The organism is Streptomyces sp. NPDC046866, assembly GCF_040704625.1.
In the GTDB taxonomy this organism is placed as follows: Bacteria; Actinomycetota; Actinomycetes; order Streptomycetales; family Streptomycetaceae; genus Streptomyces.
In genome coordinates this window covers 385,896-410,399 of record NZ_JBEYXN010000003.1, presented here as the reverse complement: position 1 = coordinate 410,399, position 24,504 = coordinate 385,896, and the positions used below count along the sequence as shown (strand labels likewise).

General features: G+C 72.7%; 26 protein-coding genes. 15 read left to right on the top strand and 11 right to left on the bottom strand.

From position 1 onward, the window contains the following. Positions 1–25 precede the first annotated feature (25 nt). Both AB0953_RS07895 and AB0953_RS07890 read right to left on the bottom strand, forming a co-directional pair. A complete protein-coding gene (locus AB0953_RS07895) occupies positions 26–1,120 on the bottom strand; it encodes a hypothetical protein (RefSeq protein WP_366858508.1) in 1,095 nt (364 codons plus the stop codon). Next, entirely contained in the window at positions 1,120–1,863 is a 744-nt protein-coding gene (locus AB0953_RS07890) for an RNA polymerase sigma factor (protein WP_366858616.1), read from the bottom strand. Before AB0953_RS07890 ends, AB0953_RS07895 begins: the two co-directional genes overlap by 1 nt. A gap of 426 nt (positions 1,864–2,289) precedes the next feature. On the opposite strand from AB0953_RS07890, the gene AB0953_RS07885 reads away from it, so the two are divergent. The 12 genes from AB0953_RS07885 to AB0953_RS07830 all read left to right on the top strand — a co-directional run bounded on the left by AB0953_RS07885 (position 2,290) and on the right by AB0953_RS07830 (position 12,038). Next, on the top strand, positions 2,290–2,856 hold the full coding sequence (locus AB0953_RS07885) for a 2-oxo-4-hydroxy-4-carboxy-5-ureidoimidazoline decarboxylase (RefSeq protein ID WP_366858615.1): 567 nt from the start codon (positions 2,290–2,292) through the stop codon (positions 2,854–2,856). 152 nt (positions 2,857–3,008) lie between these two features. Then, complete coding sequence (gene sdhC, locus AB0953_RS07880) at positions 3,009–3,389, top strand: succinate dehydrogenase, cytochrome b556 subunit (RefSeq protein WP_361919570.1); 381 nt, start codon at positions 3,009–3,011, stop codon at positions 3,387–3,389. Positions 3,390–3,394: 5 nt separating this feature from the next. Beyond that, entirely contained in the window at positions 3,395–3,877 is a 483-nt protein-coding gene (locus AB0953_RS07875; RefSeq protein ID WP_366858507.1) for a succinate dehydrogenase hydrophobic membrane anchor subunit, read from the top strand. Positions 3,878–3,903: 26 nt separating this feature from the next. After that, positions 3,904–5,658, top strand: coding sequence for a succinate dehydrogenase flavoprotein subunit (gene sdhA / locus AB0953_RS07870; RefSeq protein WP_366858506.1), 1,755 nt, complete (start codon positions 3,904–3,906; stop codon positions 5,656–5,658). Next, entirely contained in the window at positions 5,658–6,416 is a 759-nt protein-coding gene (locus tag AB0953_RS07865; RefSeq protein ID WP_366858505.1) for a succinate dehydrogenase iron-sulfur subunit, read from the top strand. The genes sdhA and AB0953_RS07865 overlap by 1 nt, the downstream gene beginning before the upstream one ends. Positions 6,417–6,573: 157 nt before the next feature. Continuing rightward, entirely contained in the window at positions 6,574–7,182 is a 609-nt protein-coding gene (locus AB0953_RS07860) for a Uma2 family endonuclease (RefSeq protein WP_366858504.1), read from the top strand. 78 nt (positions 7,183–7,260) lie between these two features. After that, positions 7,261–8,364, top strand: a complete 1,104-nt coding sequence (locus AB0953_RS07855; RefSeq protein WP_366858503.1) for a serine hydrolase domain-containing protein — start codon at positions 7,261–7,263, stop codon at positions 8,362–8,364. Between the two features lie 48 nt (positions 8,365–8,412). After that, positions 8,413–8,982 carry a hypothetical protein gene (locus AB0953_RS07850; RefSeq protein ID WP_366858502.1) on the top strand — a complete coding sequence of 190 codons (570 nt, stop codon included), beginning with the start codon at positions 8,413–8,415 and terminating at the stop codon, positions 8,980–8,982. 194 nt (positions 8,983–9,176) lie between these two features. Further along, complete coding sequence (locus AB0953_RS07845) at positions 9,177–10,373, top strand: hypothetical protein (protein WP_366858501.1); 1,197 nt, start codon at positions 9,177–9,179, stop codon at positions 10,371–10,373. A 70-nt stretch (positions 10,374–10,443) separates the two neighbouring features. Next, positions 10,444–10,848 carry a hypothetical protein gene (locus AB0953_RS07840; RefSeq protein ID WP_366858500.1) on the top strand — a complete coding sequence of 135 codons (405 nt, stop codon included), beginning with the start codon at positions 10,444–10,446 and terminating at the stop codon, positions 10,846–10,848. A gap of 3 nt (positions 10,849–10,851) precedes the next feature. Beyond that, complete coding sequence (locus tag AB0953_RS07835; protein WP_366858499.1) at positions 10,852–11,307, top strand: DCC1-like thiol-disulfide oxidoreductase family protein; 456 nt, start codon at positions 10,852–10,854, stop codon at positions 11,305–11,307. An 11-nt stretch (positions 11,308–11,318) separates the two neighbouring features. Further along, entirely contained in the window at positions 11,319–12,038 is a 720-nt protein-coding gene (locus AB0953_RS07830) for a TetR family transcriptional regulator (protein WP_366858498.1), read from the top strand. A 35-nt stretch (positions 12,039–12,073) separates the two neighbouring features. Here AB0953_RS07830 and AB0953_RS07825 read toward each other — a convergent pair whose 3' ends face one another. Beyond that, a complete protein-coding gene (locus AB0953_RS07825; RefSeq protein ID WP_366858614.1) occupies positions 12,074–13,054 on the bottom strand; it encodes an NAD(P)-dependent alcohol dehydrogenase in 981 nt (326 codons plus the stop codon). A gap of 100 nt (positions 13,055–13,154) precedes the next feature. Here AB0953_RS07825 and AB0953_RS07820 point away from each other — a divergent pair, with 100 nt between their 5' ends. Further along, positions 13,155–13,820: a TetR/AcrR family transcriptional regulator C-terminal domain-containing protein gene (locus AB0953_RS07820; protein ID WP_366858497.1), complete on the top strand. Its 666-nt coding sequence runs from the start codon at positions 13,155–13,157 to the stop codon at positions 13,818–13,820. A 27-nt stretch (positions 13,821–13,847) separates the two neighbouring features. Here AB0953_RS07820 and AB0953_RS07815 read toward each other — a convergent pair whose 3' ends face one another. Next, positions 13,848–15,230: a metallophosphoesterase gene (locus AB0953_RS07815; RefSeq protein ID WP_366858496.1), complete on the bottom strand. Its 1,383-nt coding sequence runs from the start codon at positions 15,228–15,230 to the stop codon at positions 13,848–13,850. Beyond that, positions 15,227–15,496, bottom strand: coding sequence for a hypothetical protein (locus AB0953_RS07810; RefSeq protein ID WP_366858495.1), 270 nt, complete (start codon positions 15,494–15,496; stop codon positions 15,227–15,229). The genes AB0953_RS07815 and AB0953_RS07810 overlap by 4 nt, the downstream gene beginning before the upstream one ends. 121 nt (positions 15,497–15,617) lie before the next feature. On the opposite strand from AB0953_RS07810, the gene AB0953_RS07805 reads away from it, so the two are divergent. After that, positions 15,618–16,913, top strand: a complete 1,296-nt coding sequence (locus AB0953_RS07805) for a D-alanyl-D-alanine carboxypeptidase (protein WP_366858494.1) — start codon at positions 15,618–15,620, stop codon at positions 16,911–16,913. A 24-nt stretch (positions 16,914–16,937) separates the two neighbouring features. Here AB0953_RS07805 and AB0953_RS07800 read toward each other — a convergent pair whose 3' ends face one another. From AB0953_RS07800 to glyA, 4 genes are all read right to left on the bottom strand, one after another. Then, positions 16,938–17,849 (bottom strand): YihY/virulence factor BrkB family protein, encoded by a 912-nt coding sequence (locus tag AB0953_RS07800; RefSeq protein WP_366858493.1) that lies wholly within the window; start codon positions 17,847–17,849, stop codon positions 16,938–16,940. Between the two features lie 184 nt (positions 17,850–18,033). Then, positions 18,034–18,633, bottom strand: coding sequence for a 2'-5' RNA ligase family protein (locus tag AB0953_RS07795; protein WP_366858492.1), 600 nt, complete (start codon positions 18,631–18,633; stop codon positions 18,034–18,036). A 110-nt stretch (positions 18,634–18,743) separates the two neighbouring features. Beyond that, positions 18,744–19,757, bottom strand: coding sequence for a tryptophan--tRNA ligase (gene trpS / locus AB0953_RS07790; protein ID WP_366858491.1), 1,014 nt, complete (start codon positions 19,755–19,757; stop codon positions 18,744–18,746). 351 nt (positions 19,758–20,108) lie between these two features. After that, entirely contained in the window at positions 20,109–21,404 is a 1,296-nt protein-coding gene (gene glyA / locus AB0953_RS07785) for a serine hydroxymethyltransferase (RefSeq protein WP_366858490.1), read from the bottom strand. A 253-nt stretch (positions 21,405–21,657) separates the two neighbouring features. Between glyA and rocD the strand changes: the two genes are divergently transcribed. After that, positions 21,658–22,863 carry an ornithine--oxo-acid transaminase gene (rocD, locus tag AB0953_RS07780; RefSeq protein WP_366858489.1) on the top strand — a complete coding sequence of 402 codons (1,206 nt, stop codon included), beginning with the start codon at positions 21,658–21,660 and terminating at the stop codon, positions 22,861–22,863. A gap of 13 nt (positions 22,864–22,876) precedes the next feature. Here the strand turns inward: rocD and AB0953_RS07775 are convergent, their stop codons facing one another. Next, on the bottom strand, positions 22,877–24,070 hold the full coding sequence (locus AB0953_RS07775; protein WP_366858488.1) for a glutathionylspermidine synthase family protein: 1,194 nt from the start codon (positions 24,068–24,070) through the stop codon (positions 22,877–22,879). Between the two features lie 3 nt (positions 24,071–24,073). Then, complete coding sequence (locus AB0953_RS07770; protein ID WP_366858487.1) at positions 24,074–24,388, bottom strand: hypothetical protein; 315 nt, start codon at positions 24,386–24,388, stop codon at positions 24,074–24,076. Positions 24,389–24,504: the final 116 nt, after the last annotated feature.

Here is a 24,504-nt window from a genome sequence, read left to right as displayed (position 1 = left end):
TACTGCGCCACAGGTTCGAAAAGTGTTACAGCGCGTCGAAGGCGCCGGCCGTGGGCCGCGTCACAGGCGAGGTGGACGGCGTCGGGACCGGCGGGACGTACGGGGCCGACGGGCGGAGCGTGGGCGCCTTGAGGATGTCGCTGCCCGCTCCCGAGGAGCGGGGCAGGGTCGAGCCCTTGGTCCCCGACGGGCCGTCGAGGAGCGCCTCGCAGTAGTGCGGGATCCGGGAGAGGCCCTGCGCCAGCTTGGACAGGCGCTCGCGGCGGTCGTCGGTCATGTGCCCCGAGCGGTACGCCTGGCACAGGTCGACCGCCTTCAGGCGGATCTCCTTGTCCTTGTCGTGCAGCTCGGTCGCACCGCCGAGGGTCTCCTTGCCCGCCTTGCCCGCGCCGCCCGCTGCGGCCGAGCCCGCGGAGCTTCCCGTACCGGCGCCGAAGCCGGATTCCGCGCCGCTGCCGGCGCCCTGCACCGAGCCGCCGAACCCGCCGGCGGCGTCGGTGGCGTCGGGCGCGGGCGCGGAGCCGTCGGGGCTGCGGAACGGGTGGGGGCGCAGCTGCGGTCCGGAGCTCGGGCCCGCGGTGCGGCCGGCCGGGGCCGGGTCGCCGTCGGCGCTGAGCGACACGGCGGGCCCGGGGGCGGCGGTGTCGTGGGTCACGCGGTCGAGCAGGCCGGCGCCCGCGGCGGCCGCGATGCCGCCCACGGCCACGCTGGCGAGCGCCGCTGCCACGGCGAACCGCACCGGGCGGGCGCGCCGCGGGGCGCCGGCGGATGCGGCGAAGCGGGAGAGGGGCACGACGGTACCCAGGTCCACCACCGGTACCGGGGAGAGGGAGGCCGGGTCGGCCGTCGCGTCGGCCGCGGCGGTGGCGTCCGATGACGCGGAGGCCCGCAGGGAGGCGGCGGAGCCGGCGCGCGCCTCGCGGAAGGCGGCCACGGCCGCGGCCTCCCCGGGCAGCTCGGCCCCGGCGGGCGCCACGGGGGCGGCCAGCAGGTCGAGGGCGGCCCGCAGCCGTGCTTCCGCTTCCCGGGCGCGGGCGTCTGCGACCGGGGCGGCCGGCCCGCCCTGCAGCACGCGTTCCGCCGCGGCCCGGTCCAGCCACCTGTTGCGCTCGTCGGCCATCACATGTCCTTCTGCGTCCGCCAACGTGAATGCGTCACACCGGTTTGTTCTACGAGGCCGGCGCCCCGGCCGCGCTGTGCCGGAACGGCGTCGAGGTCGCGCTGGACGGCAGCGCCCCGTGCCGGGCCACCGGCATTATGGCCGACCCCGGCCGGCGGCCTGGACCCAGGCTCCGGATCCGTCTCGAAGCCGCCCTCCGCGCCGAGCATCTCCGCCAGTTTCTTCAGGCCGCGGTGGGCTGCGGTGCGTACGGCGCCCGGCCGCTTGCCGAGGGTCTCGGCGGCGCTCTTGGCGTCCAGCCCGACGACCACCCGCAGCACCACGGCTTCCGCCTGGTCCTGCGGAAGGCGGGCGATCAGCGCCATGGTGCGCCCGGTGGACAGGGCCTCCATGGCCTCGCCCGCGGTGTCGGAGTCGGCGGCGCGGCCCGTCAGCTCGGTCTCGTCGCCCCCGATGGCGGGCCGGCGCCCGCGCATGCGGATGTGGTCCAGGGCCCGGTTGCGGGCGACCCGGGCGGCCCAGCCGCGGAAGCGGTCGGCGTCGCCGGTGAAGGAGTCGAGGTCGCGGGCGATCTGCAGCCAGGCCTCGGAGGCCACGTCCTCCGCATCGCCGTCGCCGACGAGCGTGCGGACGTACCCGAGCAGCCGCGGGTGCACGGCGCGGTACACGGCACGGAAAGCGTCCTCGTCGCCGCCCTGCGCCGCGAGTACGGCGGCGGTCAGCTCCGCGTCGTCCCCCAGCAAAGTCCCCAACCGTTCCACTGTCCTGTACGTGTGGCGCAAATCAGCACGTTACGGCTTTCAAGTACCTTCGTCCACGAGTTGTACGGCGAGCAACCAATCGTGCGCGAAGCGGGGTGTGACACAAAACGCACGCGTGGCGCTGAGGGGAGTACGGGCTTGTCGCACGAGCCCGTACGGACGGCGACCGGGGCCTCTCCTGTGGGGGGTGGCGGCCTCGGTCGTCTTCCACCCTCTCCCAGGGCCCCTGCCGCCCGTTCCCGCACCTCCCGCGCGAGCCGCGCGCCGTGCCCCCTCCCGCCGCCGCGCCGCGTCAGCCCTCGTCCTTTCGGCTCACTTCCGGGTGAAATCCCCGCATGCGTGCGCCACCCCGCGCCCCGCGTCGCTAGCGTGGCGGTACACCCGCGTCGCGTCCCGAGGAGTCCCCCGCTGTCCAGCCATCTTCCGGCACAGGCCCGCGGCAGCTCCGCCCCGTTCCACCCCTGCGGCCTGGCGCGTTTCAACGCCCTGTCGGCCGGGGCCGCCGAGGCGGTCCTGCTCCGGTGCTGTGGCAGCCTGCGCTGGGCGCAGCGGGTGGCCGCGCACCGGCCGTACCCGGACGCGGGCGCGCTGCGTGCCGCGGCCGACGAGGCCTCGTACGACCTCTCCCAGGGCGATCTCGCCCAGGCACTGGCCGCGGAGCTCCCGGTGGAGCTGGGGCTCGGGGCCCCGTACGCGGCGCTGCTGGCGCTGGCCGCCGCCCATGCGGAGTACGAGCGCAAGTTCGGGCACGCCTTCGTGATCTGCCTCGACGGGCACCCGCCGGAGGAGCAGGCGGACCAGCTGCTGGGGGCGATCCGGTGCCGGATGGAGCTGGAGGTGGACGAGGAGCGGGCGATCTCGGCGGACGAGCTGCGCCGGCTCGCGCAGGTGCGGCTCGCCGACCTGACGCATTGGCTCGTCTCCCCGGACGGGGCGACTGCGGCCGAATTCGGGCTATTCGCCCCCGTGGGATAGGCCGTCCGTGCCTGTTTGATCACACCGGCGGACCCCGCGCGAAGGAACCGACAAAGCGTCGCTACGATGTCCGGGGCCGGTGGACCGTACCCGGCCGGGCCCGACCGACAACGAAGCCGGCTGGCCCCCGCCCCGCTTCCGGAGGGTTTTCCGTGCCGGCTGGAACGTTGTACCGCGGCCGGGAAGGAATGTGGTCCTGGGTGGCTCATCGAGTCACCGGCGTCCTCATCTTCTTCTTCCTGTTCGTACACGTCCTCGACACCGCTCTCGTCCGCGTCTCCCCCGAGGCGTACGACGATGTCGTGGCTACCTACAAGACTCCGATCGTCGCGCTGCTGGAGTACGGCCTCGTCGCCGCCATCCTGTTCCACGCGCTCAACGGTCTCCGTGTCATCGCAGTGGACTTCTGGTCCAAGGGACCGCGCCACCAGAAGACGATGCTCTGGTGGGTCGTGAGCATCTGGATCCTGCTGATGGTCGGGGCCCTGTACCCCGTGCTCGGCCACGCAGCCGCTGAACTGTTCGGGAAGTGACGCGCATGTCCTCTGACACTTCTTCCGCCCAGGCCATCGGCGACGTGGAGGGCGTGAGCCTCTACGACGTCGACAACCCGGCGCCGTACATCGAGGCCCCCCGCAAGCGCACCGGCAAGACGCCGCGCTCGACCCGGGGCAACTTCGAGATGGCCGCGTGGCTCTTCATGCGCCTCTCGGGCATCGTGCTCGTCGTCCTGGTCATCGGCCACCTCGTCATCCAGCTGGTGCTGGACGGCGGCGTCTCCAAGATCGGCTTCGCCTTCGTGGCCGGCCGCTGGGCGTCCCCGTTCTGGCAGGTCTGGGACCTGCTGATGCTGTGGCTCGCCATGCTGCACGGCGCCAACGGCCTGCGTACCGTGATCAACGACTACGCGGAGCGCGCGGGCACCCGGCTGTGGCTGAAGGGCCTGCTCTACACCGCCACGGTGTTCACCATCCTTCTGGGCACGCTGGTGATCTTCACCTTCGACCCGAACATCCGCTAGGCAACGGGGCTGAGGCGACACATCTGATGAAGATCCACAAGTACGACACCGTCATCGTCGGCGCCGGCGGCGCGGGCATGCGCGCCGCCATCGAGGCGACGAAGCGCAGCCGCACCGCGGTCCTGACGAAGCTCTACCCCACCCGCTCCCACACGGGCGCCGCGCAGGGCGGCATGGCCGCCGCGCTGGCCAACGTGGAGGAGGACAACTGGGAGTGGCACACCTTCGACACGGTCAAGGGCGGTGACTACCTGGTCGACCAGGACGCCGCCGAGATCCTGGCGAAGGAGGCCATCGACGCGGTCCTCGACCTCGAGAAGATGGGCCTGCCGTTCAACCGCACCCCGAACGGCACCATCGACCAGCGCCGCTTCGGCGGCCACTCCCGCAACCACGGCGAGGCCCCGGTCCGCCGGTCCTGCTACGCCGCGGACCGCACCGGCCACATGATCCTCCAGACGCTGTACCAGAACTGCGTCAAGGAGGGCGTGGAGTTCTTCAACGAGTTCTACGTCCTGGACCAGCTGATCACCGAGGTCGACGGCGTCAAGAAGTCCGCCGGTGTGGTCGCGTACGAGCTGGCCACCGGCGAGATCCACGTCTTCCAGGCGAAGGCCGTCATCTACGCCTCCGGCGGCAACGGCAAGTTCTTCAAGGTGACCTCCAACGCGCACACCCTCACCGGTGACGGCCAGGCGGCCTGCTACCGGCGCGGCCTGCCGCTGGAGGACATGGAGTTCTTCCAGTTCCACCCGACGGGCATCTGGCGCATGGGCATCCTGCTGACGGAGGGCGCCCGCGGTGAGGGCGGCATCCTGCGCAACAAGGACGGCGAGCGCTTCATGGAGAAGTACGCGCCGGTCATGAAGGACCTCGCGTCCCGTGACGTCGTCTCGCGCTCCATCTACACGGAGATCCGCGAGGGCCGCGGCTGCGGTCCCGAGGGCGACCACGTGTACCTGGACCTCACGCACCTGCCGCCGGAGCAGCTGGACGCCAAGCTCCCGGACATCACGGAGTTCGCGCGCACCTACCTCGGCATCGAGCCGTACACGGACCCGATCCCGATCCAGCCGACCGCGCACTACGCCATGGGCGGCATCCCGACCAACGTCGAGGGCGAGGTCCTGGCGGACAACACCACCGTCGTCCCGGGCCTGTACGCGGCCGGCGAGGTCGCGTGCGTGTCGGTGCACGGCGCCAACCGCCTGGGCACCAACTCGCTGCTGGACATCAACGTCTTCGGCAAGCGCTCCGGCATCGCCGCGGCCAAGTACGCCGCCGAGAACGACTACGTCGAGCTGCCGGAGAACCCGGCCCAGCTGGTGGTCGACCTCGTCGAGCGCCTGCGCGAGTCCACGGGCACGGAGCGGGTCGCGGACCTGCGCAACGAGCTCCAGGAGACGATGGACGCGAACGTGTCGGTGTTCCGCACGGAGCAGACCATCAAGACCGCGGTCGAGAAGATCGCGGAGCTGCGCGAGCGGTACAAGAACGTCTCGATCCAGGACAAGGGCAAGCGGTTCAACACGGACCTGCTGGAGGCCATCGAGCTGGGCAACCTGCTCGACCTGGCCGAGGTCATGGCCGTCTCGGCCCTGGCCCGCAAGGAGTCCCGCGGTGGCCACTACCGCGAGGACTACCCGAACCGCGACGACGTCAACTTCATGCGCCACACCATGGCGTACCGCGAGGTGGCGGCCGACGGCAAGGACTCTGTCCGGCTCGACTACAAGCCCGTCGTCACCACCCGCTACCAGCCGATGGAGCGTAAGTACTGATGGCCACCCCGACCCTCGACAAGGTGGAGGCGGACTCCGCCGCCTCCCCGTACATCACGGTCACCTTCCGGATCCGCCGCTTCAACCCAGAGGTCTCCGACCAGGCGGAGTGGCAGGACTTCCAGATCGAGATCGACCCGAAGGAGCGCGTGCTCGACGGTCTCCACAAGATCAAGTGGAACCTGGACGGCACGCTGACCTTCCGCCGCTCCTGCGCGCACGGCATCTGCGGGTCCGACGCGATGCGGATCAACGGCAAGAACCGCCTCGCCTGCAAGACGCTGATCAAGGACATCAACCCCGAGAAGCCGATCACGATCGAGGCCATAAAGGGCCTGACCGTGATGAAGGACCTCGTCGTCGACATGGAGCCCTTCTTCCAGGCGTACCGGGACGTCATGCCGTTCCTGGTCACCAAGGGCAACGAGCCGACGCGCGAGCGTCTGCAGTCCGCGGAGGACCGCGAGCGCTTCGACGACACGACGAAGTGCATCCTCTGCGCCGCCTGCACCTCCTCGTGCCCGGTGTTCTGGAACGACGGCCAGTACTTCGGCCCGGCGGCCATCGTCAACGCGCACCGCTTCATCTTCGACTCGCGTGACGAGGCCGGCGAGCAGCGGCTGGAGATCCTGAACGACAAGGACGGCGTGTGGCGCTGCCGCACCACGTTCAACTGCACCGACGCGTGCCCGCGCGGCATCGAGGTCACCAAGGCGATCCAGGAAGTCAAGCGCGCGCTCATCACCCGCCGCTTCTGACCTTCCGGTCCCAGCTGCACGGCGAAAGCCCCGCCCCCCGGTTTGTGCACGGGGGGCGGGGCTTTCGCCGCTTCTGATGAACGGGCCGTCTTCCGGCCGCCGAGCCGCGGGCCGTCCTACGATGATGCTCTCGACAGCAGCCCACGGGAGGCACGTGATGTCCGCAGCACCCGCTGGGCAGCCCCCTGGCGACCGGCCTCAGATCGACGAGGCCAACAGAATCATGGAGCGGCTTCCTGGCTACCGCGTCGAGATCATCGCAGGACAAATCATCGTGTCCCCACCAGCCGACGGCGCCCACGCCAGGGCCCTGACCAAGCTGATGAGCCCGTTCCTCACGGCCGGTCTCGACGGCGGGGCCGCGGAAGTGCTCCAGGGGATCGGCCTCTGGCTCCCCGACGGGCGCGAGGACTACGCCATCCCCGACCTCTCCGTGGTCGACGCCGACTTCGAAGACCGCCATATCGAGAACAACTGCTACGACCCCGTCGTCTTCCGGCTGGTCCTGGAGGTCACCTCCTCCAACTACAAGACCGACCTGCGCACCAAGGTCACCGCCTACGCCAACGCCAAGGTTCCCGTGTACGTGATCGTGGACCGCAGGCATGGCCGCCTGCACGTCCTCACCGACCCGGCGCAGGACGAGTACGCCACCCACCGCATCCATGCCCCCGGCGACCTCGTCATCCTGCCCGAGTCCATCGGCGCCAAGGTGACCCTGGACGTCACCGAGATCCTCACGGCGGCGGGGCGCAAGGCCGAGTAGCACCTCAGGGGGCGTTCAGGGTGGTGTGAGGGTCACTCCTGATGACCGTGCTGTCTGCCCGCCGGAAGACTCGTCGGCATGAAGAAGCCCTCGAACTCCCGTGCCCGCTCATCCCGTTGGTCCGCCCTCGCCGCCGGGTGCGCGGCTCTTGCGGCACTCACGGTCGGTGCGGTGCCCGCCGCGGCCGACGGGCCGGAACCTGCCGCAGTCGCCGCCGGGGTGCGGGCCCCGGTCGACCGGGAGGCCCTGCGCGCCCTGATGGCCCCCGACGGCGTGGCCTCCGGCACCATGGTGCGCCTCAGCGCTCCCGGGCTCCGGTGGACCGAGGCGACGGGCGGGCTGTCCCAGGATCCGGCGGCTTCCTTCCGGATCGGGAGCGTGACCAAGGTGTTCACCTCCGCCGTGGTGCTGCAGCTGGTGGCCGAGGGGCGGTTCACGCTGGACACGCCCGTGCAGGAGCTCCTGCCCGGGACCCTGCCCGCGCACTGGCACCCCATCACCGTCGGACAGCTGCTCAGCCACACCAGCGGGCTCGGGCTGCCCTGCGTCGCCCCCGAGAACCCGCAGGCGCCCACGCCCGCCGCGGTGGTCGCCGCGCTCACCGATCCCGCCTGCCCGGCGCCCGAGTACCCCGTCACCCGGCAGCAGTACAACGGCTTCAACTACTTCCTCGCCGGAATGGTCATCGAGAAGGTCACCGGACACCGGTACGCGGACGAGGTGCAGTGGCGGATCGCCCGGCCGCTCGGGCTGCGGCGCACGTATCTGCCGGCCCCCGGGAACACCGCGATGCCAGCGCCCTCGCTCGCCGCGCCCACCGCGGTCGAGCCGTGGGCCTGGGCCGAGGGCGGCATGATCTCCAACGGCCCCGACCTGGAGCGCTTCCTCGGCGCCCTGCTGCGCGGCCGGCTGCTCCCGCCCGCACAGCAGCGGGAGCTGTTCGCGATGCCCGCCCTCTCGCAGGGCGCGCAGGACCGGTTCAGCAACGCCGGACTGCTGCGCGCCGAGCTGGCGGACGGCACCGCCATCTGGGGCAAGACCGGATCCATGCAGCCGTACACCGGCGGGGTGTTCGGGACCGCCGACGGCCGCCGGGTGCTCGTGTACGCGTACACCGGCGTCACCCGCGACCCGGCCGCCCAGCGGCGCCGGGCCCAGGACCTGGTCGCGGCCGCCTTCTGAACCGGGTTGCGGGGCCACGCCGGCGGCCGCTGTGCAAAGATCGGCCTCATGAGCGAGCAGCAGCCGAATCCCTACGCGAGTGACAACGGGGCGCCGGGCAGCCCGAGTTACGGGTACCCGCAGCCCTACCCCGCCCCGGGCTACCAGCCCACCGTCGGCGGCGCGGGCATCCCGGCCCAGCCCCAGCAGCCCCCGCTCGGTCCGCCGGCGATGCCGCCCGCCGCGGCCCCGGGCTACCCGCCGGCCGGCCTCCACGGTCCGGCCATGGGCGGCGGCGGGTCCGGGCTGGCGCTCGGAGACATCACCATCGCCGGCGACCAGATCATCACCCCGTCCGGCACGATGCCGCTCAAGGGCGCGATGTGGAACGCGCAGGACCTCTCGCGCACCGAGACCAAGATCCCGCCGCACGCCATCGTGCTCGCGATCATCTTCTTCCTGTTCTGCCTGCTCGGCCTGCTGTTCCTCCTCATGAAGGAGAGGACCACCACCGGCTACATCCAGGTCACCGTCACCAGCGGCGGCCGGCACCACTCGACGATGATCCCGGCCACCGACCCGGGCACCTTCCAGTGGGTGATGGGACAGGTCAACTACGCGCGCTCGCTCAGTATCTGACGGCTGATCGCCGGTTCGGTGGTGCGGGTGTCGTCCGCCGGCATCACCGCCTCGGTGCCGCGGACCCCCAGGAGGGCGGTGGCCCCGCCGAGCGGGTGCGGGGGGACCGTCCGGCCCGGATGGCAGGCGGCGCCGGGCCGTGACAGGCTGGGAGGTGGGCCCGGTCCCGTACGGACAGCACCGAGAGGGCCGCCATGGCCGATTTCCTGGTCAACACCACCACCCGGGACTTCCAGTTCCAGCCCTTCGCCGCCGCGCAGCTCGGCACCGCGTACGCGGTCGTGTGGGCCGACGGGAGCGACGCGAGCATCAAGGGCCAGCTCTTGGCGGCGGACGGGAGTCGGATCGCCGGGGAGTTCACGGTCAACGCGCCGACCCCGACGGACGGCGGCACGCGCCGCGCATGGCCGGCCTTCGCCTTCTCCGGCTCCAACACCTTCGCGGTCTGGGTGGAACTCCCGTCCGCCGCACCGCCGCCGGCGCCCGGGGTGAAGCTGCAGCGCTTCTTCGACGGTCAGCGGCAGGGCCCCGAGAGCCGGGTCAACACCTCGGACATCGACCCGCGGACCCGGCCCGCCCTCACCCGCACCACCGACGGCGGCTGCATGGTCGTCTGGCTGGGCGGGCGGCCGGACCGGCGGGTGCTGGCGCGCCGGTTCGACGCGGAGGGCGAGGCAGTAGGCCCGGAGTTCGTCGTCAACACGGTGGCCGGCGAGCACACGGCGGCGGCCGCGGCCCTGCTCTCGGACGGGAACCACGTCGTCGCATGGAACGCGGCGGCCGGCGAGAGGCTCACGCTCCGGTTCCTCGACTCCGCCGCGGACACCCCGCGCGCCGGCGAGATCAGCCCGAACCTCGCCTCGTTCGGCGGCCGCGGCGCGCTCGCCCCGCTCGACGACGGCCGCTTCGTGCTGGCGCACCTGAGCCGCATGCGGGACAGCGACCTCGGCGAGATGCAGAGCACCGTCGTGGCGAGCGTGTTCGACGCCGACGGCGCCGAGGTGGCCGCCGTCCCGGCGGGTGAGCCCCGGGGCGTCACCCGCTCCTCGCCCGCGGTCGCGGCCCTGCCGCAGGGGCGCTTCCTGCTGGGGTGGGTGGAGCGGAGCGCCGTCAGCGCCGATGCCGTCCCGGCGGTGCGGGCGCAGCTGTGCTCCGTCGGCGGGGGCGCGCTCGGCGAGCCGGTGGCGGTGAGCACCGCCAGGGACGGGGTGCGGTTCCAGCTGTGCGCGGCGACGGCCTGCGAGGGGGACGGCGCGCAGAGCGCGCTCCTCGTGTGGGCGGACAACAGCCCCGCTCCCGCCGGCGACACGTCGGCCTTCTCCGTGCGCGGCCGCGCCTTCGGGATCTCGGCCGCCGGAAACAATTTTGAACTCGTTCGAAAGATGACTTGAACCTGTTCAAGCCGAGGTCTAGAGTCGGTTCCGCCAAGGAGTTGAACACGTTCAAGGGGGGCCGAGGGCCATGGACCTCACCGTCGTCGCATACGTCATCTACCTGCTCATCAGCATCGGGCTCACCGTCTGGGTGGCCCGCACGCTCAGCCGCAACGGGCGCGTCTTCATCGCCGACGTCCTGCACGGCAACGAGAAGCTCGCGGACGCCGTGAACCACCTGCTGGTGGTCGGCTTCTACCTCGTCAACATCGGCTTCGTGACGCTCTACCTGAGGTCGGCCGACAGCATCGACACCGCACGCGGCCTCTTCGAGGCCCTGTCGGTCAAGCTCGGCGTCGTCCTGCTCGTCCTCGGCGTGATGCACCTGGGCAACGTCTGGGTGCTGAACAAGATGCGCCGCCGCGGGATCATGGAGCGCCAGCAGACCCCGCCCGTCGCCCCGCAGGGCTGGACCGCTCCGCTCGGAGCCTGACCGATGGCCACGGCAGCCCAGCCCATGCGCCACCTGACCGTCCTGTACGACGCGGGCTGCCCGCTGTGCGTCCACATCCGGCACTGGCTGCTCGGGCAGCGCTGGCTGGTGCCGCTCCGCCTGGTGCCGGCCGGGTCCCAGGAGGCGCAGCGGCGCTTCCCGCGGCTCGACCACGCCTCGACCCTGCGCGAGATCACCGTGATCGGCGACTCCGGGCAGCTGTGGACCGGCACCGACGCCTTCATCGTGTGCCTGTGGGCGCTGGCCGAGCACCGGCCGAAGGCGAACTGGCTCGCCACCCCGGCGGGCCGGCCCTTCGCCCGGGCCGCCATGTACACGGCCTCGGCCTGGCGCCAGGCGGTCCGCACGGGGGTCGGACCGCAGGACGGGGCCGGGGCGTACGCGGGACCGGGAGCGGAGGGGACCGCCTGTGGCGACCACTGCTCCGCACCCCGATAGGCTCGTACACCGTGACTGATCAGAAGGCTCCCAAGAGCGAGCAGACCCGCACGCTCATCCTCGAAACCGCGCTCCGCCTCTTCCAGGAGCGCGGCTTCGACAAGACGACCATGCGGGCCATCGCCAAGGAGGCCGGAGTCTCGGTCGGCAACGCCTACTACTACTTCGAGTCGAAGGAACACCTCGTCCAGGGGTTCTACGACCGGATCGGCGCCGCCCACCAGGCGGCGGTCCGGCCCATCCTGGAGCGGGAGACCGACCTGCAGAAGCGGCTCGCGGGCGTGCTGACGAGCTGGCTCGACATCGCGGCCCCGTACCACGAGTTCGCCTCGCAGTTCTTCAAGAACGCGGCGGACCCGGAGAGTCCGCTCAGCCCGTTCTCGCCCGAGTCCGAGCCGGCCCGCAAGGCCGCGATCGAGATGCACCGCGAGGTGCTGGCGGGCGCGAAGACGAAGGTGCCGGAGGAACTGGCCGACCGGCTGCCGGAACTGATGTGGCTCTCGCAGATGGGGCTGGTCCTGTACTGGGTCTTCGACCGGTCCCCGGACAGCGAGAAGTCGCGCCGGCTCGCCGAGCGCGGGGCGCAGTTGACGACGCGGGGCATCGTCCTGGCCCGCTTCCGGGTGCTGCGGCCGCTGGTGCGGGAGCTGCACGAACTGTTCGCGGACTTCCTGCCGGGGATGGCGCAGGCGGCCGTGTCCAAGCCCCGCCCCTCGACCCCGGCCGCGTAGCCGCCGGCGGCTGTTCGGCCGCCCGCCGGCCCGGGTCAGGGGTGGGGCGGGGCCATGGTGATGGCGGTCTTGCCGCGGGCCCGGCCGGCCGCGAGGCGGCGGACCGCCTCCGGGACCTCCGAGAGGCCGTACGTGGCGCCGACCACCGGCGTCAGCCGCCCGTCCTCGATCAGGCCGTTCAGCACGTCCAGGTCGGCCCGCCGCGGCGGCGCGAAGAAGACCGCCAGCCGCTGCCGCACGAACGGCGACAGTGCGAGCGCGCGGAACTGCCGCCCCAGCCCGATCCAGTCGCCGTCGTCCTCGCCGCCCGCGATGACGAGCGTCCCGCGGGGCGTCACGGCCCGGCGGAGCCGGGACAGCGGGCTGCTCCCGCCGATGTCGAGGACCAGGTCCCAGCGGCGGCCGCCGGCGGCGAAGTCCTCGCGGGTGTAGTCGATGACGTGGTCCGCGCCGATCGAGCGGACCAGGTCGGCCTTGGCCGTGCTGCACACGCCGGTCACCTCCGCCCCGAAGGCCTTGGCCAGCTGCACCGCGTACGTGCCCACCCCGCCCGAGGCGCCGACCACCAGCACGTGCTGTCCCGGCCGCACCCGGCCGGCGTCCCGCAGCCCGCGCAGCGCCGTGCACGCCGAGACCGCGACGACGGCGGCCTCCTCGAAGCCGAGCCGGGCCGGCTTGGGGGCGATCCGGTCCGCGCGGGCGGCCGCGTACTCCGCGAAGGAGCCGCGGGCGACGCCGTACACCTCGTCGCCGACCGCGAAGCCGGCCACCCCGGCGCCCACCGCGGCCACCGTCCCCGCCACGTCCAGCCCGGCCACCGGGTTCTTCGGCCTGCGCAGCCCCAGGCCCAGCCGGACCGCGTACGGCCTGCCCGCCATGGCGTGCCAGGTGCCGCGGTCCACACCGGCGGCCCGGACGCGCAGCAGCACCTCGCCGGCCGCCGGGACCGGCCGCGGCACCTGAGCCGGCCGCAGCACGCCGGGCGGGCCGTAGCCCTCCTGGACGATCGCCCGCATGGATTCCATTTCGCCGTCCTCTCTGCCGTACTAAGTACGACTTACTTAGTACGGTACCCTCGGGGCAGCAGTCAACTCCCCCACCCACGACGGAAGTGACATGGCCAAGCAGGCAACGCAGGCCCCGCTCAACCGGGACAAGGTGCTCGCCGCCGCGGTCGGCGTCGCGGACGCCGGCGGCCTCGCCGCGCTCACGATCCGGTCCCTGGCCCAGGAGCTCGGCGTCAAGCCGATGTCCCTGTACCACCACGTGCCCAACAAGGAGGCGATCATCGACGGCATCGTCGACGTCGTCTTCGCCGAGATCGACCTGCCGCCGGCCGACGCCGACTGGCGCACCGCCCTGCACCACCGCGCCCACTCGGCCCGGTCCGTGCTGCGCCGCCACCCGTGGGCGACCGCGGTCATGGAGTCGCGCGCCCACCCCGGCCCGGCCACGCTGCGCCACCACGACGCGGTCATCGCCACCCTGCGGCGCGGCGGCTTCCCCTTCGCGCTCGCGGCGCACGCCTATGCGCTGTTGGACAGCTACGTCTACGGCTTCGCCCTGACGGAGACCGCCCTGCCGTTCGACCCGCAGGACGCGGCCGGGGCCGCCGAGGAGTTCCTGGCCGCGTTCCCGGCGGACGCCTATCCGCACCTCGCCGAGTTCACCCGGGAGCACGTGCTCGCGCCCGGGTACGACCACGGTGCGGAGTTCGACTACGGGCTGGAGCTCATCCTCGACGGCCTCGCACGCCGCCTCGCCGCCGCCCGGGCCGGCTGAGTCCGGGCCGCCGCGCGGAAGCCGGTTTCACGCCCGGTACGAGGCGAGCTCGACCACCGTGATGTCGGAGGGCGCACCGACCCGGACCGGCGGCCCCCACGCGCCCGCACCGCGGGACACGTACAGCTGGGTGTCGCCGTAGCGCTCCAGGCCGGCGACGGTCGGATTGGCCAGCTCGGCCAGGTAGTTGCCCGGCCAGAGCTGGCCGCCGTGGGTGTGGCCGGACAGCTGGAGGTCGACGCCGTGGCGGACCGCCTCGTGGATCACGACGGGCTGGTGGGCCAGCAGCACCGCGGCGCGGGCGCGGTCGCGGTCCCCGAGGGCCGCCTCGAAGTCCGGGCCGTGGCCCTCCCGCTCGCCCTGGACGTCGTTGACCCCAGCCAGGTCGAAGTGCGGCAGGGCGCGGCGGGCGTTCTCCAGCGGGGTGAGGCCGAGCTCGCGGACGTGCTCCACCCAGGGCGCGGCGCCCGAGAAGTACTCGTGGTTGCCGGTGACGAAGTACGCGCCGTGCCGCGCCCGCAGCCCGCGCAGCGGTTCGGCGGCGGGGCCGAGGTCGTGCACGGTGCCGTCGACGAGGTCGCCGACGACGGCGATGAGGTCGGGCTGGGTGCGGTTGACGGTCTCGACGATGCGGGCGGTGTGGGCGCGGCCTAGGACCGGGCCGAGGTGGACGTCGCTGACGACGGCGATCCGGAAGCCGTGCGCGGCGCGGGGCAGCTTGGCCAGCGGCACCTGGACCCGCTTCACGCGCGGGCCGCGCAGCACGCCGTACGTGCCGTACCCGACGGTCGCGGCGGCGGCGCCGCCCGCGACGCCGCCGACGGCGCGCGCGACGAACATCCGCCGGCTGATCCCGGCCGAGGCGGCAGCCGCCGCCCGGCCGGGCCCGCCGCCGTCCTCCGGCTCGGGCTGCGACTCCGGCTGCGGCCCGTCGTCGGGCTGCGAGTCGACACCGGCCCGCGGCTCCAACCTGACCCCGGCCTGCGGCTCCGGCTCCGGCTCCGGCCTGGGCTCGGCCCCGGCCCGTGGCTCGTGCTCGGCGTCGGGCTGGGGCTGCGGTCCCCGGGCGGCGGCCGCCTTCGGCTGCGCGTCCGGTCGCCGGCGCAGCAGGAGCGCCCGGACCGGTTCCGCGACCAGCATGGCCAGGCTCAGGTACAGCAGCACGGCCAGCCAGAGGTACCCCGGCCAGGCCACCGCCTGCTGCGCCGCGAACGGGGCTCCGGCGCGGCCCGAGGTCAGGGCCGCCAGCGACAGCAGCGGCAGGGCGAAGGCGAGGGCGGTGCCGGTCCGGCGGGCCGGGCCGCCCGGGCGGGTGGTGTCCCGGACGAGGCGCACCCACAGCCAGCGGTGGACGAGCCCGAGCAGGGCCAGGACCAGCAGGACCGCGGCCGCGAAGAGCGCGACCGTCACTCCTTCGGCTCCTGCGGGCCCCGGCGCGACGCACGCCGCAGGGCGAGCACCCCGCGCAGCCCGATCACACCAACGGCCGTCCCGAGGAGAAAGGAGGTGACGGCCAGGAGAAGGTGGACCCAGAAATACGTCGTCGGCTCACCGGCCGCGTCAAAGGCCAGGCCGCTGCCGTCCTTCCACAGGTTCCGGACGAAAGACACCCAGATGAACCAGCTCCACACTCCGAAGACGAGCAGGAACCAGGAGGCGGCGCGGCTGAGTTTCATGCCCCCAGTATCGGTTCGGTCCCCAGGACGGGTGCGCGGGGGTGGGCTGTCCCGGCACTCGTTGGCGCGACTTGGCCGGTCCCCGGCGGCCGGGCTGCAATCTGCATGTACGTTCACCTGCGTGTCTGCAAAGAAGACCGCATGGACGGTCCTGTCCGCCGGGCTGCTCGTCCCCGGGCTGCTCGTCCCGGCGCTGCTCGTCCCCGCCCTCCTCGCGGCGCCCGCCCACGCCGCGCCGCCCCCGCCGCCATCGGCGGACGGCAAGGGCAGGCCGCAGGAGGCCCAGGGCCCCGGGCTCGCGCCGCCCGAGTCGATGTCCACGGTCGGCGGGGCGCTGCTCGGCAAGCCCGGGGTGCAGGTGAGCCCGCTGGCGGGAGCCCCCGCCCTGCCGGGCAACCTGACGGGCCGGTCGTGGATCGTGGCCGACGCCGAGACGGGGGAGGTGCTGGCGGCGAACAACGCGCACTGGCGGCTGCCGCCGGCGTCCACGATGAAGATGCTCTTCGCCGACACGGTGCTGCCGAAGCTGCCCAAGGACCAGGTCCACAAGGTCACCGAGCAGGAGCTGGAGGGCGTGGGCGCCGGCTCCAGCGAGGTCGGGCTCAAGGAGGATCTCGACTACACGGTGCACGACCTGTGGCTCGGGGTCTTCCTGCGGTCCGGGAACGACGCCGTGCACGTGCTTTCGGCCATGAACGGCGGCATCGAGAAGACCGTGCAGGACATGCAGGCGCACGCCGAGGAGCTCCAGGCCCTCGACACCCATGTCGTCTCGCCCGACGGCTACGACGCCTCGGGCCAGGTCTCGAGCGCGTACGACCTCACCCTGATCGCCCGCTCCGGCCTGCAGAAGAAGGACTTCCGCGAGTACTGCGGCACGGCGAGCGCGAAGTTCCCCGGCGAGCAGGAGCCGGGCAAGCCGCGCGAGTACTACGAGATCCAGAACACCAACCGGCTGATGACCGGCGCGGGCGGCATCACCCCGTACAAGGGCATCGCCGGGGTGAAGAACGGCAACACCACGATGGCCGGGGCCACCTTCACCGGCCTGGCCCAGCACGGGAACAAGAAGCTGCTGGTGACGGTGATGAACCCGAGCGCGGGCGGGGCCAACCCGGTCTACGAGGAGACCGCCATGCTCCTCGACTGGGGCTTCGCGGCGGCCGGGAAGGTCCGCCCGATCGGCAAGCTGGTGCCCCCGAAGAGCGCCGACACCTCCTCGGACGGCTCCCCCGCCCGGACCCACCACCGGAGCCCGGCGGCGGCCGGCGCCGGCTCGGGCGGCGGCCTCGGGACGGCCTTCGGCGTGGCGGGCGGGGCGCTGGCCCTGGTGGCGGGCGGTGCGTACCTCGTGAACCGCCGCTTCCCGCCGGGCCGGCGCGGCCGCCGCGAGGACCCCGACCCCGAGGGGTCGTGAGCCGGGGCCGGGGGCGGCGGGCCGTCAGCCGCCCGCGGCCCGGGGGGCGGGCGGGGAGCCGTGCCCGTGGTCCGCGCCTTCCTCCGCCTCGGCGGGGGTGGCCGTCCACGCCGCGCAGAACAGCAGCAGCTTCGCCGTCAGGTTGATCCAGATCAGCAGGGCGACCGGCACGCCGAAGGCCCCGTACATGCTCTTCGCGGCGACCTCGCGCATGTAGCCGCTGATCAGCAGTTTCAGCAGCTCGAAGCCGATCGCTCCGAGCAGGGCCGCCTGGACCAGCCGGCGGCGCGGCGGCTCCACCCCCGGCAGCAGGGTCAGCAGGTAGAGCAGCAGCAGGAAGGCGGCCACGACGCCGACGAGGAAGGCCGCGGTGCGCAGCAGGAACCCGCCCGCGCCGTGCGGCGGGATGCCCAGCGCGGAGCCGAACTTGCCGACCGCGCTGGAGCCGATGATCGAGGCCACGGCCGAGGCCAGGCCCGCCGCGCCCAGGCCCAGCAGGACGAGGGTGTCCTTGCCCTTGCGGACGATCATGTTCCCCTCGTCCTCGTCGTCCTTCTCCCACACCGCGCGCAGGCAGTCGCGCATGGAGCCGACCCAGCCGACGCCGGTGAAGAGCAGCACCACGGCGGCGACGAGGCCCACGGTGGCGGCGTTCGCGACGAGCCCCGGCAGGTTCAGCTGGTCGGAGATGCCGGGGACCTGCTCGGCGAGGGCCTTTTGCAGTTTGTCCAGCTGGTCCTGGCTGAGCAGCGCCGCGCCGATGGCGGCGGCGAGGGTGATCAGCGGGAAGAGCGCGAGGAAGCTGATGAAGGTGATCGCGGAGGCCAGCCGGGTCCAGTGGACGCGGTCGAGGCGCTCGTACGCGTGCCAGAGACGGGTCCGCATCAGGCGGACGGCCAGCGGGCCGACCACCGGCAGTTTCCTCAGCCAGTCCATGGGGTCACCGTAAAGGAGCGCACGGAAATCGCCGGCATTACGGGGTCAGGACGCTACGGTCGTCGATTGTGACTTTTCGTCCGGGTCTTCGCCCGTTCCACACCCTGGTCCTGCGGACGGTCCGTTTCCGTGCCCGTCAGACCCTGCGGCCGCTGCGGACGCCGCGGCAGGCGCGGCCTCCGCGTCAGGAGCGCCGTACGGAGGGTTCGCTCGCCTCGTCGACCGGCGGGCCCTGCTGCGCCGGGACGCCGCCCGCGGCGCCGCTGCCGAAGGGGTACTCGCGCAGCTTGCGCCAGACCCCGTCGGAGCCCTGCTCGTAGAGCGCGAAGCCGGTGCACATCCACTCGGCCGCGTAGTCGGCGAGGGTGTCGAAGGCCAGGTCCATCGCCCCTTCGGAGATCCCGTGGGCGACGGTGACGTGCGGGTGGTACGGGAAGGCCAGCTCCCGGTCGAGCGGCCCCTGCGGATCGCGGACCAGGCCCTGGAGCCGGGTGCAGCCCGGGGCGCCCTCGGCGAGCTTGACGAAGACGACCGGCGAGAGCGGGCGGAAGGTGCCCGTGCCCGCCAGGCGCATGGGGAACGGCGCGAAGGCCGCAGCGACCTCGGCCAGGTGGGCCCGGATCTGCGGCAGCCGGTCCCCGGCCACCTCGGTGGGCGGGACGAGGGTGACGTGCGTGGGGATGCCGTGCGCGGCGGCGTCCCCGAAGCCGGCGCGCAGCTGCTGGAGCTGGCTGCCGTACGGCTCCGGGACCGCGATCGAAACGCCGAGCGTTACGGTCCCCACGTGTGTCTCCTCCGTCGTCCGTGCGGCGGCTGTGCGTGCGCGCCGCCGGTCCCCAGTGTGGGGCCGGCGGCCCCGGACCGCCAGGCCCCTTCTCGCTGCCCCGTGGCGGGTCAGTGCTTCGCCGGCACGAAGCCGAGGCGGTCGTACGCCTGCGCGAGGGTCTCCGCGGCGACCGCGCGGGCCTTCTCCGCGCCCTTGGCCAGGATGGCGTCCAACGTCTCCGGGTCGTCCAGGAATTCCCGGGTCCGCTGCTGGAAGGGTGTGACGAACTCGACCATCGCGGCCGCCAGGTCCGTCTTCAGCGCGCCGTAGCCCTTGCCCTCGTAGCGGGCCTCCAGGGCCGGGATGCCCTCCCCCGTGAGGGTGGAGTAGATCGTGAGCAGGTTGCTGACGCCGGGCTTGTTCTCCGCGTCGAAGCGGATCTCGGCCTCGGTGTCGGTGACGGCGCTCTTGATCTTCTTCTCGGTGGCCTTGGGCTCGTCGAGCAGGCTGATGAGGCCCTTTGGCGAGGAGGCCGACTTCGACATCTTGATCGAGGGGTCCTGGAGGTCGTAGATCTTCGCGACCTCCTTGACGATGTACGGCGCCGGGAGGGTGAACGTCTGCCCGAAGCGCTGGTTGAAGCGCTCGGCCAGGTCGCGGGTCAGCTCGATGTGCTGGCGCTGGTCCTCGCCGACCGGGACGGCGTTCGCCTGGTAGAGCAGGATGTCGGCGACCTGCAGGATCGGGTACGTGAACAGGCCGACGCTGGCGCTGTTCACGCCGCCCTTGGCGGACTTGTCCTTGAACTGGGTCATGCGGCTGGCCTCGCCGAAGCCGGTGATGCAGTTCATGACCCAGGCGAGCTGGGCGTGCTCCGGGACGTGGCTCTGGATGAAGAGCGTGCAGCGCTCGGGGTCCAGGCCGGCGGCGAGCAGCTGCGCGGCGGAGAGCCGGGTGTTGGCGCGGAGGTCCTTCGGATCCTGCGGCATGGTGATCGCGTGCAGGTCGACCACCATGTAGAAGGCGTCGTGCGTCTCCTGCAGGGCGACGTACTGGCGGATCGCTCCGAGGTAGTTCCCGAGGTGGAACGAGCCGGAGGTGGGCTGGATGCCGGAGAGCGCGCGAGGACGTTCAGAAGCCATGGCTTCATTCTCTCAGGTGTGGCGGCGGACTCGGCCCGCCCGCTGACCGAAACCGGCCCGCCTCCTCCGGGGCCGGCCCGGTCCCGGCCCTGCGTGGCGCCTACCGGCGAGTACCGGTCATGGCCGAAAACCGTCCCGCCTGAGCGACCGCTTTCGGCCACCCCGCCGCCGCTGTTCCGCTGCGCGGAGCCGTTCCCCCACCCCGCCCCTTCCCGAACCGGGCCCTGCGGCCGCGGCCCCCGCCCGGGGCTCCGCCCCAGACCCCGCGCCTCAAACGCCGGCGGGGCTGGATCGTGCCGCTGCGCGGCACGTCCAGGCTCCGCGCAGCGGCTGCCGGCCGCCGGGCCGGGGTCAGGAGACGGGGAGGCCGGGGGCCGGGTAGGCGGCGAGGAGGTCGGCCACCTCCTGGCGGATCGCCCCCAGGGCCGGCTCGTCGCCGGAGGCGGCGGCGGCCACGGCCCGCCCGATCCACTCCGCGACCTGCGGCATGTGGGCCGGGGTCAGCCCCCGCGAAGTCAGCGACGGCGTACCGATCCGGATGCCGGACGGGTCGAACGGCTTGCGCGGATCGAACGGCACCGTGTTGTAGTTCACGACGATCCCGGCCCGGTCCAGCGCCTTCGCCGCGACCTTCCCCGGCACGCCCTTGCCCGTCAGGTCGATCAGGACCAGGTGGTTGTCCGTACCCCCCGACACCAGGTCGAACCCGCGCTCCAGCAGCGCAGCGGCCAGCGCCTTCGCGTTGGCGACGACCGTGTGCGCGTAGGTGACGAACGCCGGCTGCGCCGCCTCGTGCAGGGCCACGGCGATGCCGGCCGTGGTCTGGTTGTGCGGCCCGCCCTGCAGGCCGGGGAAGACCGCCTTGTCGATGGCCTTGGCGTGCTCCTCGGTGCACATCAGCATCGCGCCCCGCGGCCCCCGCAGCGTCTTGTGCGTGGTGGTGGCGATGACGTCGACGTGCCCGGCGGGCGACGGGTGGGCCCCGCCCGCGATCAGGCCCGCGATGTGGGCGACGTCGGCGACCAGGACCGAGCCCGCCTCCTTCGCGATGGAGGCGAACGCCTCGAAGTCGATCGTGCGCGGCAGGGCGGTACCGCCACAGAAGATGATCTTCGGGCGCTCGGCCAGGGCCAGGTCCCGCACCGCGTCGTAGTCGATCAGCCCGGTGTCGGCCGACACCCCGTACTGCACGCCCCGGAACCAGGAGCCCGTCGCCGAGACCCCCCACCCGTGCGTCAGGTGCCCGCCCATCGGCAGGGCCATGCCCATCACCGTGTCGCCCGGCTTGGCGAAGGCGAGGTAGACGGCGAGGTTCGCGGGCGAGCCGGAGTACGGCTGCACGTTCGCGTGGTCCACGCCGAAGAGGCCCTTCGCCCGCTCGACGGCCAGCGCCTCGATGCGGTCGATGTTCTGCTGGCCCTCGTAGTAGCGGCGGCCCGGGTAGCCCTCGCTGTACTTGTTCTGCAGGACGGTCCCGGAGGCCTCCAGGACGGCTTCAGAGACGTAGTTCTCGCTCGGGATCAGGCGGAGCGTCTGCGCCTGGAGGAGTTCCTCGGCGGCGACGAAGGACGCCAGCTCGGGATCGGCGGCGGCCAGGGCGGGGTGGCGGGGCTGGAACTGGGGCTGGGGCTGGGGCGTAGCGTTCACGGCGGCTCCTGTCGGGGTCGATGTCGGATCTCGTCCCCGCCAGGCCCAGGCGAGCGGCCCTGTGTGCGGTCGTGCGCGCACGACTCCCCCGGAGTCCGTTCTCCGTGCGCCAGTCGCCGTGCGTAGGGCCAACCTTAGCGGGCGTGACACCGGAAAGGTTTCCGCGTCCGGTATACGAGCGACGTATAGCCGTGTACAAGGTGGCGCCACCCTGTCACCCGGCCCGTCCGCCCGACCGACGATCGGAGACCCCGTGTCGAGAACTGCCGATGCCATCGCCACCGCCGAGGCGCACAGCGCGCACAACTACCACCCGCTGCCGGTCGTCGTGGCGACGGCCGAGGGCGCCTGGATGACCGACGTCGAGGGCCGCCGCTATCTCGACATGCTCGCGGGCTATTCGGCGCTCAACTTCGGCCACGGCAACCGCCGTCTGCTGGACGCGGCCAAGGCGCAGCTGGAGCGGGTCACCCTCACCTCGCGCGCCTTCCACCACGACCGCTTCGCCGACTTCTGCACCGAACTGGCCGCGCTGTGCGGCAAGGAGATGGTGCTGCCGATGAACACCGGCGCGGAGGCGGTGGAGACCGCCGTGAAGACCGCCCGCAAGTGGGGCTACGAGGTCAAGGGCGTCCCGGACGGCCACGCCAAGATCGTGGTCGCGTCCGACAACTTCCACGGCCGTACGACGACCATCGTGAGCTTCTCCACCGACCACGAGGCCCGCGACCACTTCGGCCCGTACACGCCGGGGTTCGAGATCGTCCCGTACGGGGACCTCACCGCCCTCGCCCACGCCGTCACCCCGAACACGGTGGCCGTGCTGCTGGAGCCGATCCAGGGCGAGGCGGGGGTGCTGGTGCCGCCGGCCGGGTACCTGCGCGGGGTGCGGGAGCTGACGCGCGAGCGGAACGTGCTGTTCATGGCCGACGAGATCCAGTCGGGGCTGGGCCGCACGGGCCGGACCTTCGCCTGCGAGCACGAGGACGTCGTCCCGGACGTGTACGTCCTGGGCAAGGCGCTCGGCGGCGGCGTGGTGCCGGTCTCCGCGGTCGTCGCCGACCGGGACGTCCTCGGCATCTTCAAGCCGGGCGAGCACGGCTCCACCTTCGGCGGCAACCCGCTGGCCTGCGCCGTCGCCCTGGAGGTCGTCGCGATGCTGCGCACCGGCGAGTACCAGCAGCGCGCCGCCGAACTCGGCGACCACCTGCACCGGGAGCTGAACCTGCTGGTCGGCGGCGGCGCCGTGACCGCGGTGCGCGGGCGCGGGCTGTGGGCGGGCGTGGACATCGAGCCCGGGCACGGCACCGGCCGCGAGGTCTCGGAGAAGCTGATGGAGCGCGGCGTGCTGGTCAAGGACACCCACGGGGCGACGATCCGGATCGCTCCCCCGCTGGTGATCTCCAAGGAGGACCTGGACTGGGGCCTCGACCAGCTGCGCGCGGTGCTGTCGGTGTAGCAGGCGCGGCGGGCTAGAGGATCACGTGGGGCAGGAAGCGGGCGTACTCGTCCGTGACCGGCCCCGCGGATTCCCGGATGCCGAGCCCCGCCGCCTCCTCCTCGACGACCCATGCGCCGAGCACCACCCGGTTGCCGTCGAAGTCGGGCAGCGGGGCGAGGCCCTGGTACACGTACCGCTCGCCCTCCTCCGGCGTGAACGGCTCCTCCCCGCCCGGCGGGTGCAGGCTGACCCCGGCGCCCTCGCGGCCCAGCAGCGGCTTGGCGGCGAAGCCGGTGGTGCCGGCCAGGTCGCGCGGGCCGTCGAGGTAGGCGGGCAGCAGGTTGGGGTGCTCGGGGAAGAGCTCCCACAGGATCGCCAGCAGCGCCTTGTTGGACAGCAGCATCTTCCACAGCGGCTCGATCCAGCTGGTGGTGCCGCTGCCGCCGCCGTGGTCGTAGGTGTCCAGCACGTGCGGGCCGAAGGCGTCGGTGGCCAGCCACTCCCACGGGTAGAGCTTGAAGCAGCTGCGGATGAACCGCAGTTTCTCGTCGACGAACCGGCCCGACAGGCCGTCCCAGCCGATCCTCTCGACGGACAGCGCCTCGGTGTCCAGGCCCGCCTGCTCGGCGGTCTCCTGGAGGTAGGCGACCGTCATCAGGTCCTCGCCGAGCTCGTCGGTCTCGGAGTGCGCGAAGTGCACGGGGCCGGGCGGCAGCAGCTCCGCCTGCCGGCGCCAGGCGTCGACGAGCCGCTCGTGCAGGGAGTTCCACTGGTCGGCGCCGGGGAAGCGCTCCTCCATCCAGAACCACTGCGGACTGGCCGCCTCCACCAGGGAGGTGGGGGTGTCGGCGTTGTACTCCAGCATCTTGGCGGGGCTGCCGGTGCCGTCGTAGCGCAGGTCGAACCGGCCGTAGAGGGAGGGCTGTTCGGCGCGGCGGCGCCAGGACTCCGCGATCCGCTCGGCGAGGCGCCGGTCGGTGATGCCGAGGTCGGCGAAGCGGTCGTGCGCGACGATGTGCTCGGCCGCGGCCAGGCACATGGCGTGCAGCTCCTCGACGACGTTCTCCAGCGCCTCGATCTCCGGGAGGGTGAAGGAGTAGTACGCGCTCTCGTCCCAGTAGGGGCGCAGGGAGTCGTCGGGGTAGCGGGTCAGGGGGTAGATCAGTCCCTGCTCCTCGACCGTGCGCTGCCAGTCGGGGCGGGGCTCGATGGTGTGGCGCCGCACGGGTCAGCCTCCGCTGGAGCTGGAGTGGCCGCCGATGCCGCCGCGGGTGACGGCCGACTTGTCGAAGCTGCCGCCGGTGAGCTTGTTGTTCCTGACGCTGCCGCCGTAGTAGTACGCGCCGCGGCCGCCGCTGCGGCACTCCTTGGTGTTCAGCTTCTCCAGGGTGACGCGGTCGGCGCAGCGCTTGTCCGGTTCGCTGCCGCACGACACGAGGGCGGCGGCCAGCAGGCCCATGCCGCCGAGCACGACGGCGCCCGAGCGCATGCGGTTCCGGCCGCCCGTGCTGCCGCTGGTGCTCTTGCTGCTGTCGCTGTCCATGGCCGACAGACTAGATCGAGCCCCGGCACCGACGGAATCCGGCCCCGGCCCCCGCGCCTCAAACGCCGGCGGGGCTGATAAATCAGCCCCGCCGGCGTTTGAGGCGAAAAAGGTCC

Coding starts and splice junctions, on each gene's coding strand:
- AB0953_RS07820 (WP_366858497.1), top strand. CDS start 13,155: ATGGCCAAGCAGGCAACGCAGGCCCCGCTCAACCGGGACAAGGTGCTC.
- AB0953_RS07860 (WP_366858504.1), top strand. CDS start 6,574: ATGTCCGCAGCACCCGCTGGGCAGCCCCCTGGCGACCGGCCTCAGATC.
- sdhA (WP_366858506.1), top strand. CDS start 3,904: ATGAAGATCCACAAGTACGACACCGTCATCGTCGGCGCCGGCGGCGCG.
- AB0953_RS07845 (WP_366858501.1), top strand. CDS start 9,177: ATGGCCGATTTCCTGGTCAACACCACCACCCGGGACTTCCAGTTCCAG.
- trpS (WP_366858491.1), bottom strand. CDS start 19,757: ATGGCTTCTGAACGTCCTCGCGCGCTCTCCGGCATCCAGCCCACCTCC.
- AB0953_RS07840 (WP_366858500.1), top strand. CDS start 10,444: ATGGACCTCACCGTCGTCGCATACGTCATCTACCTGCTCATCAGCATC.
- AB0953_RS07850 (WP_366858502.1), top strand. CDS start 8,413: ATGAGCGAGCAGCAGCCGAATCCCTACGCGAGTGACAACGGGGCGCCG.
- AB0953_RS07865 (WP_366858505.1), top strand. CDS start 5,658: ATGGCCACCCCGACCCTCGACAAGGTGGAGGCGGACTCCGCCGCCTCC.
- AB0953_RS07800 (WP_366858493.1), bottom strand. CDS start 17,849: ATGGACTGGCTGAGGAAACTGCCGGTGGTCGGCCCGCTGGCCGTCCGC.
- AB0953_RS07895 (WP_366858508.1), bottom strand. CDS start 1,120: ATGGCCGACGAGCGCAACAGGTGGCTGGACCGGGCCGCGGCGGAACGC.
- AB0953_RS07770 (WP_366858487.1), bottom strand. CDS start 24,388: ATGGACAGCGACAGCAGCAAGAGCACCAGCGGCAGCACGGGCGGCCGG.
- AB0953_RS07875 (WP_366858507.1), top strand. CDS start 3,395: ATGTCCTCTGACACTTCTTCCGCCCAGGCCATCGGCGACGTGGAGGGC.
- AB0953_RS07810 (WP_366858495.1), bottom strand. CDS start 15,496: ATGAAACTCAGCCGCGCCGCCTCCTGGTTCCTGCTCGTCTTCGGAGTG.
- AB0953_RS07855 (WP_366858503.1), top strand. CDS start 7,261: ATGAAGAAGCCCTCGAACTCCCGTGCCCGCTCATCCCGTTGGTCCGCC.
- AB0953_RS07825 (WP_366858614.1), bottom strand. CDS start 13,054: ATGCGGGCGATCGTCCAGGAGGGCTACGGCCCGCCCGGCGTGCTGCGG.
- AB0953_RS07835 (WP_366858499.1), top strand. CDS start 10,852: ATGGCCACGGCAGCCCAGCCCATGCGCCACCTGACCGTCCTGTACGAC.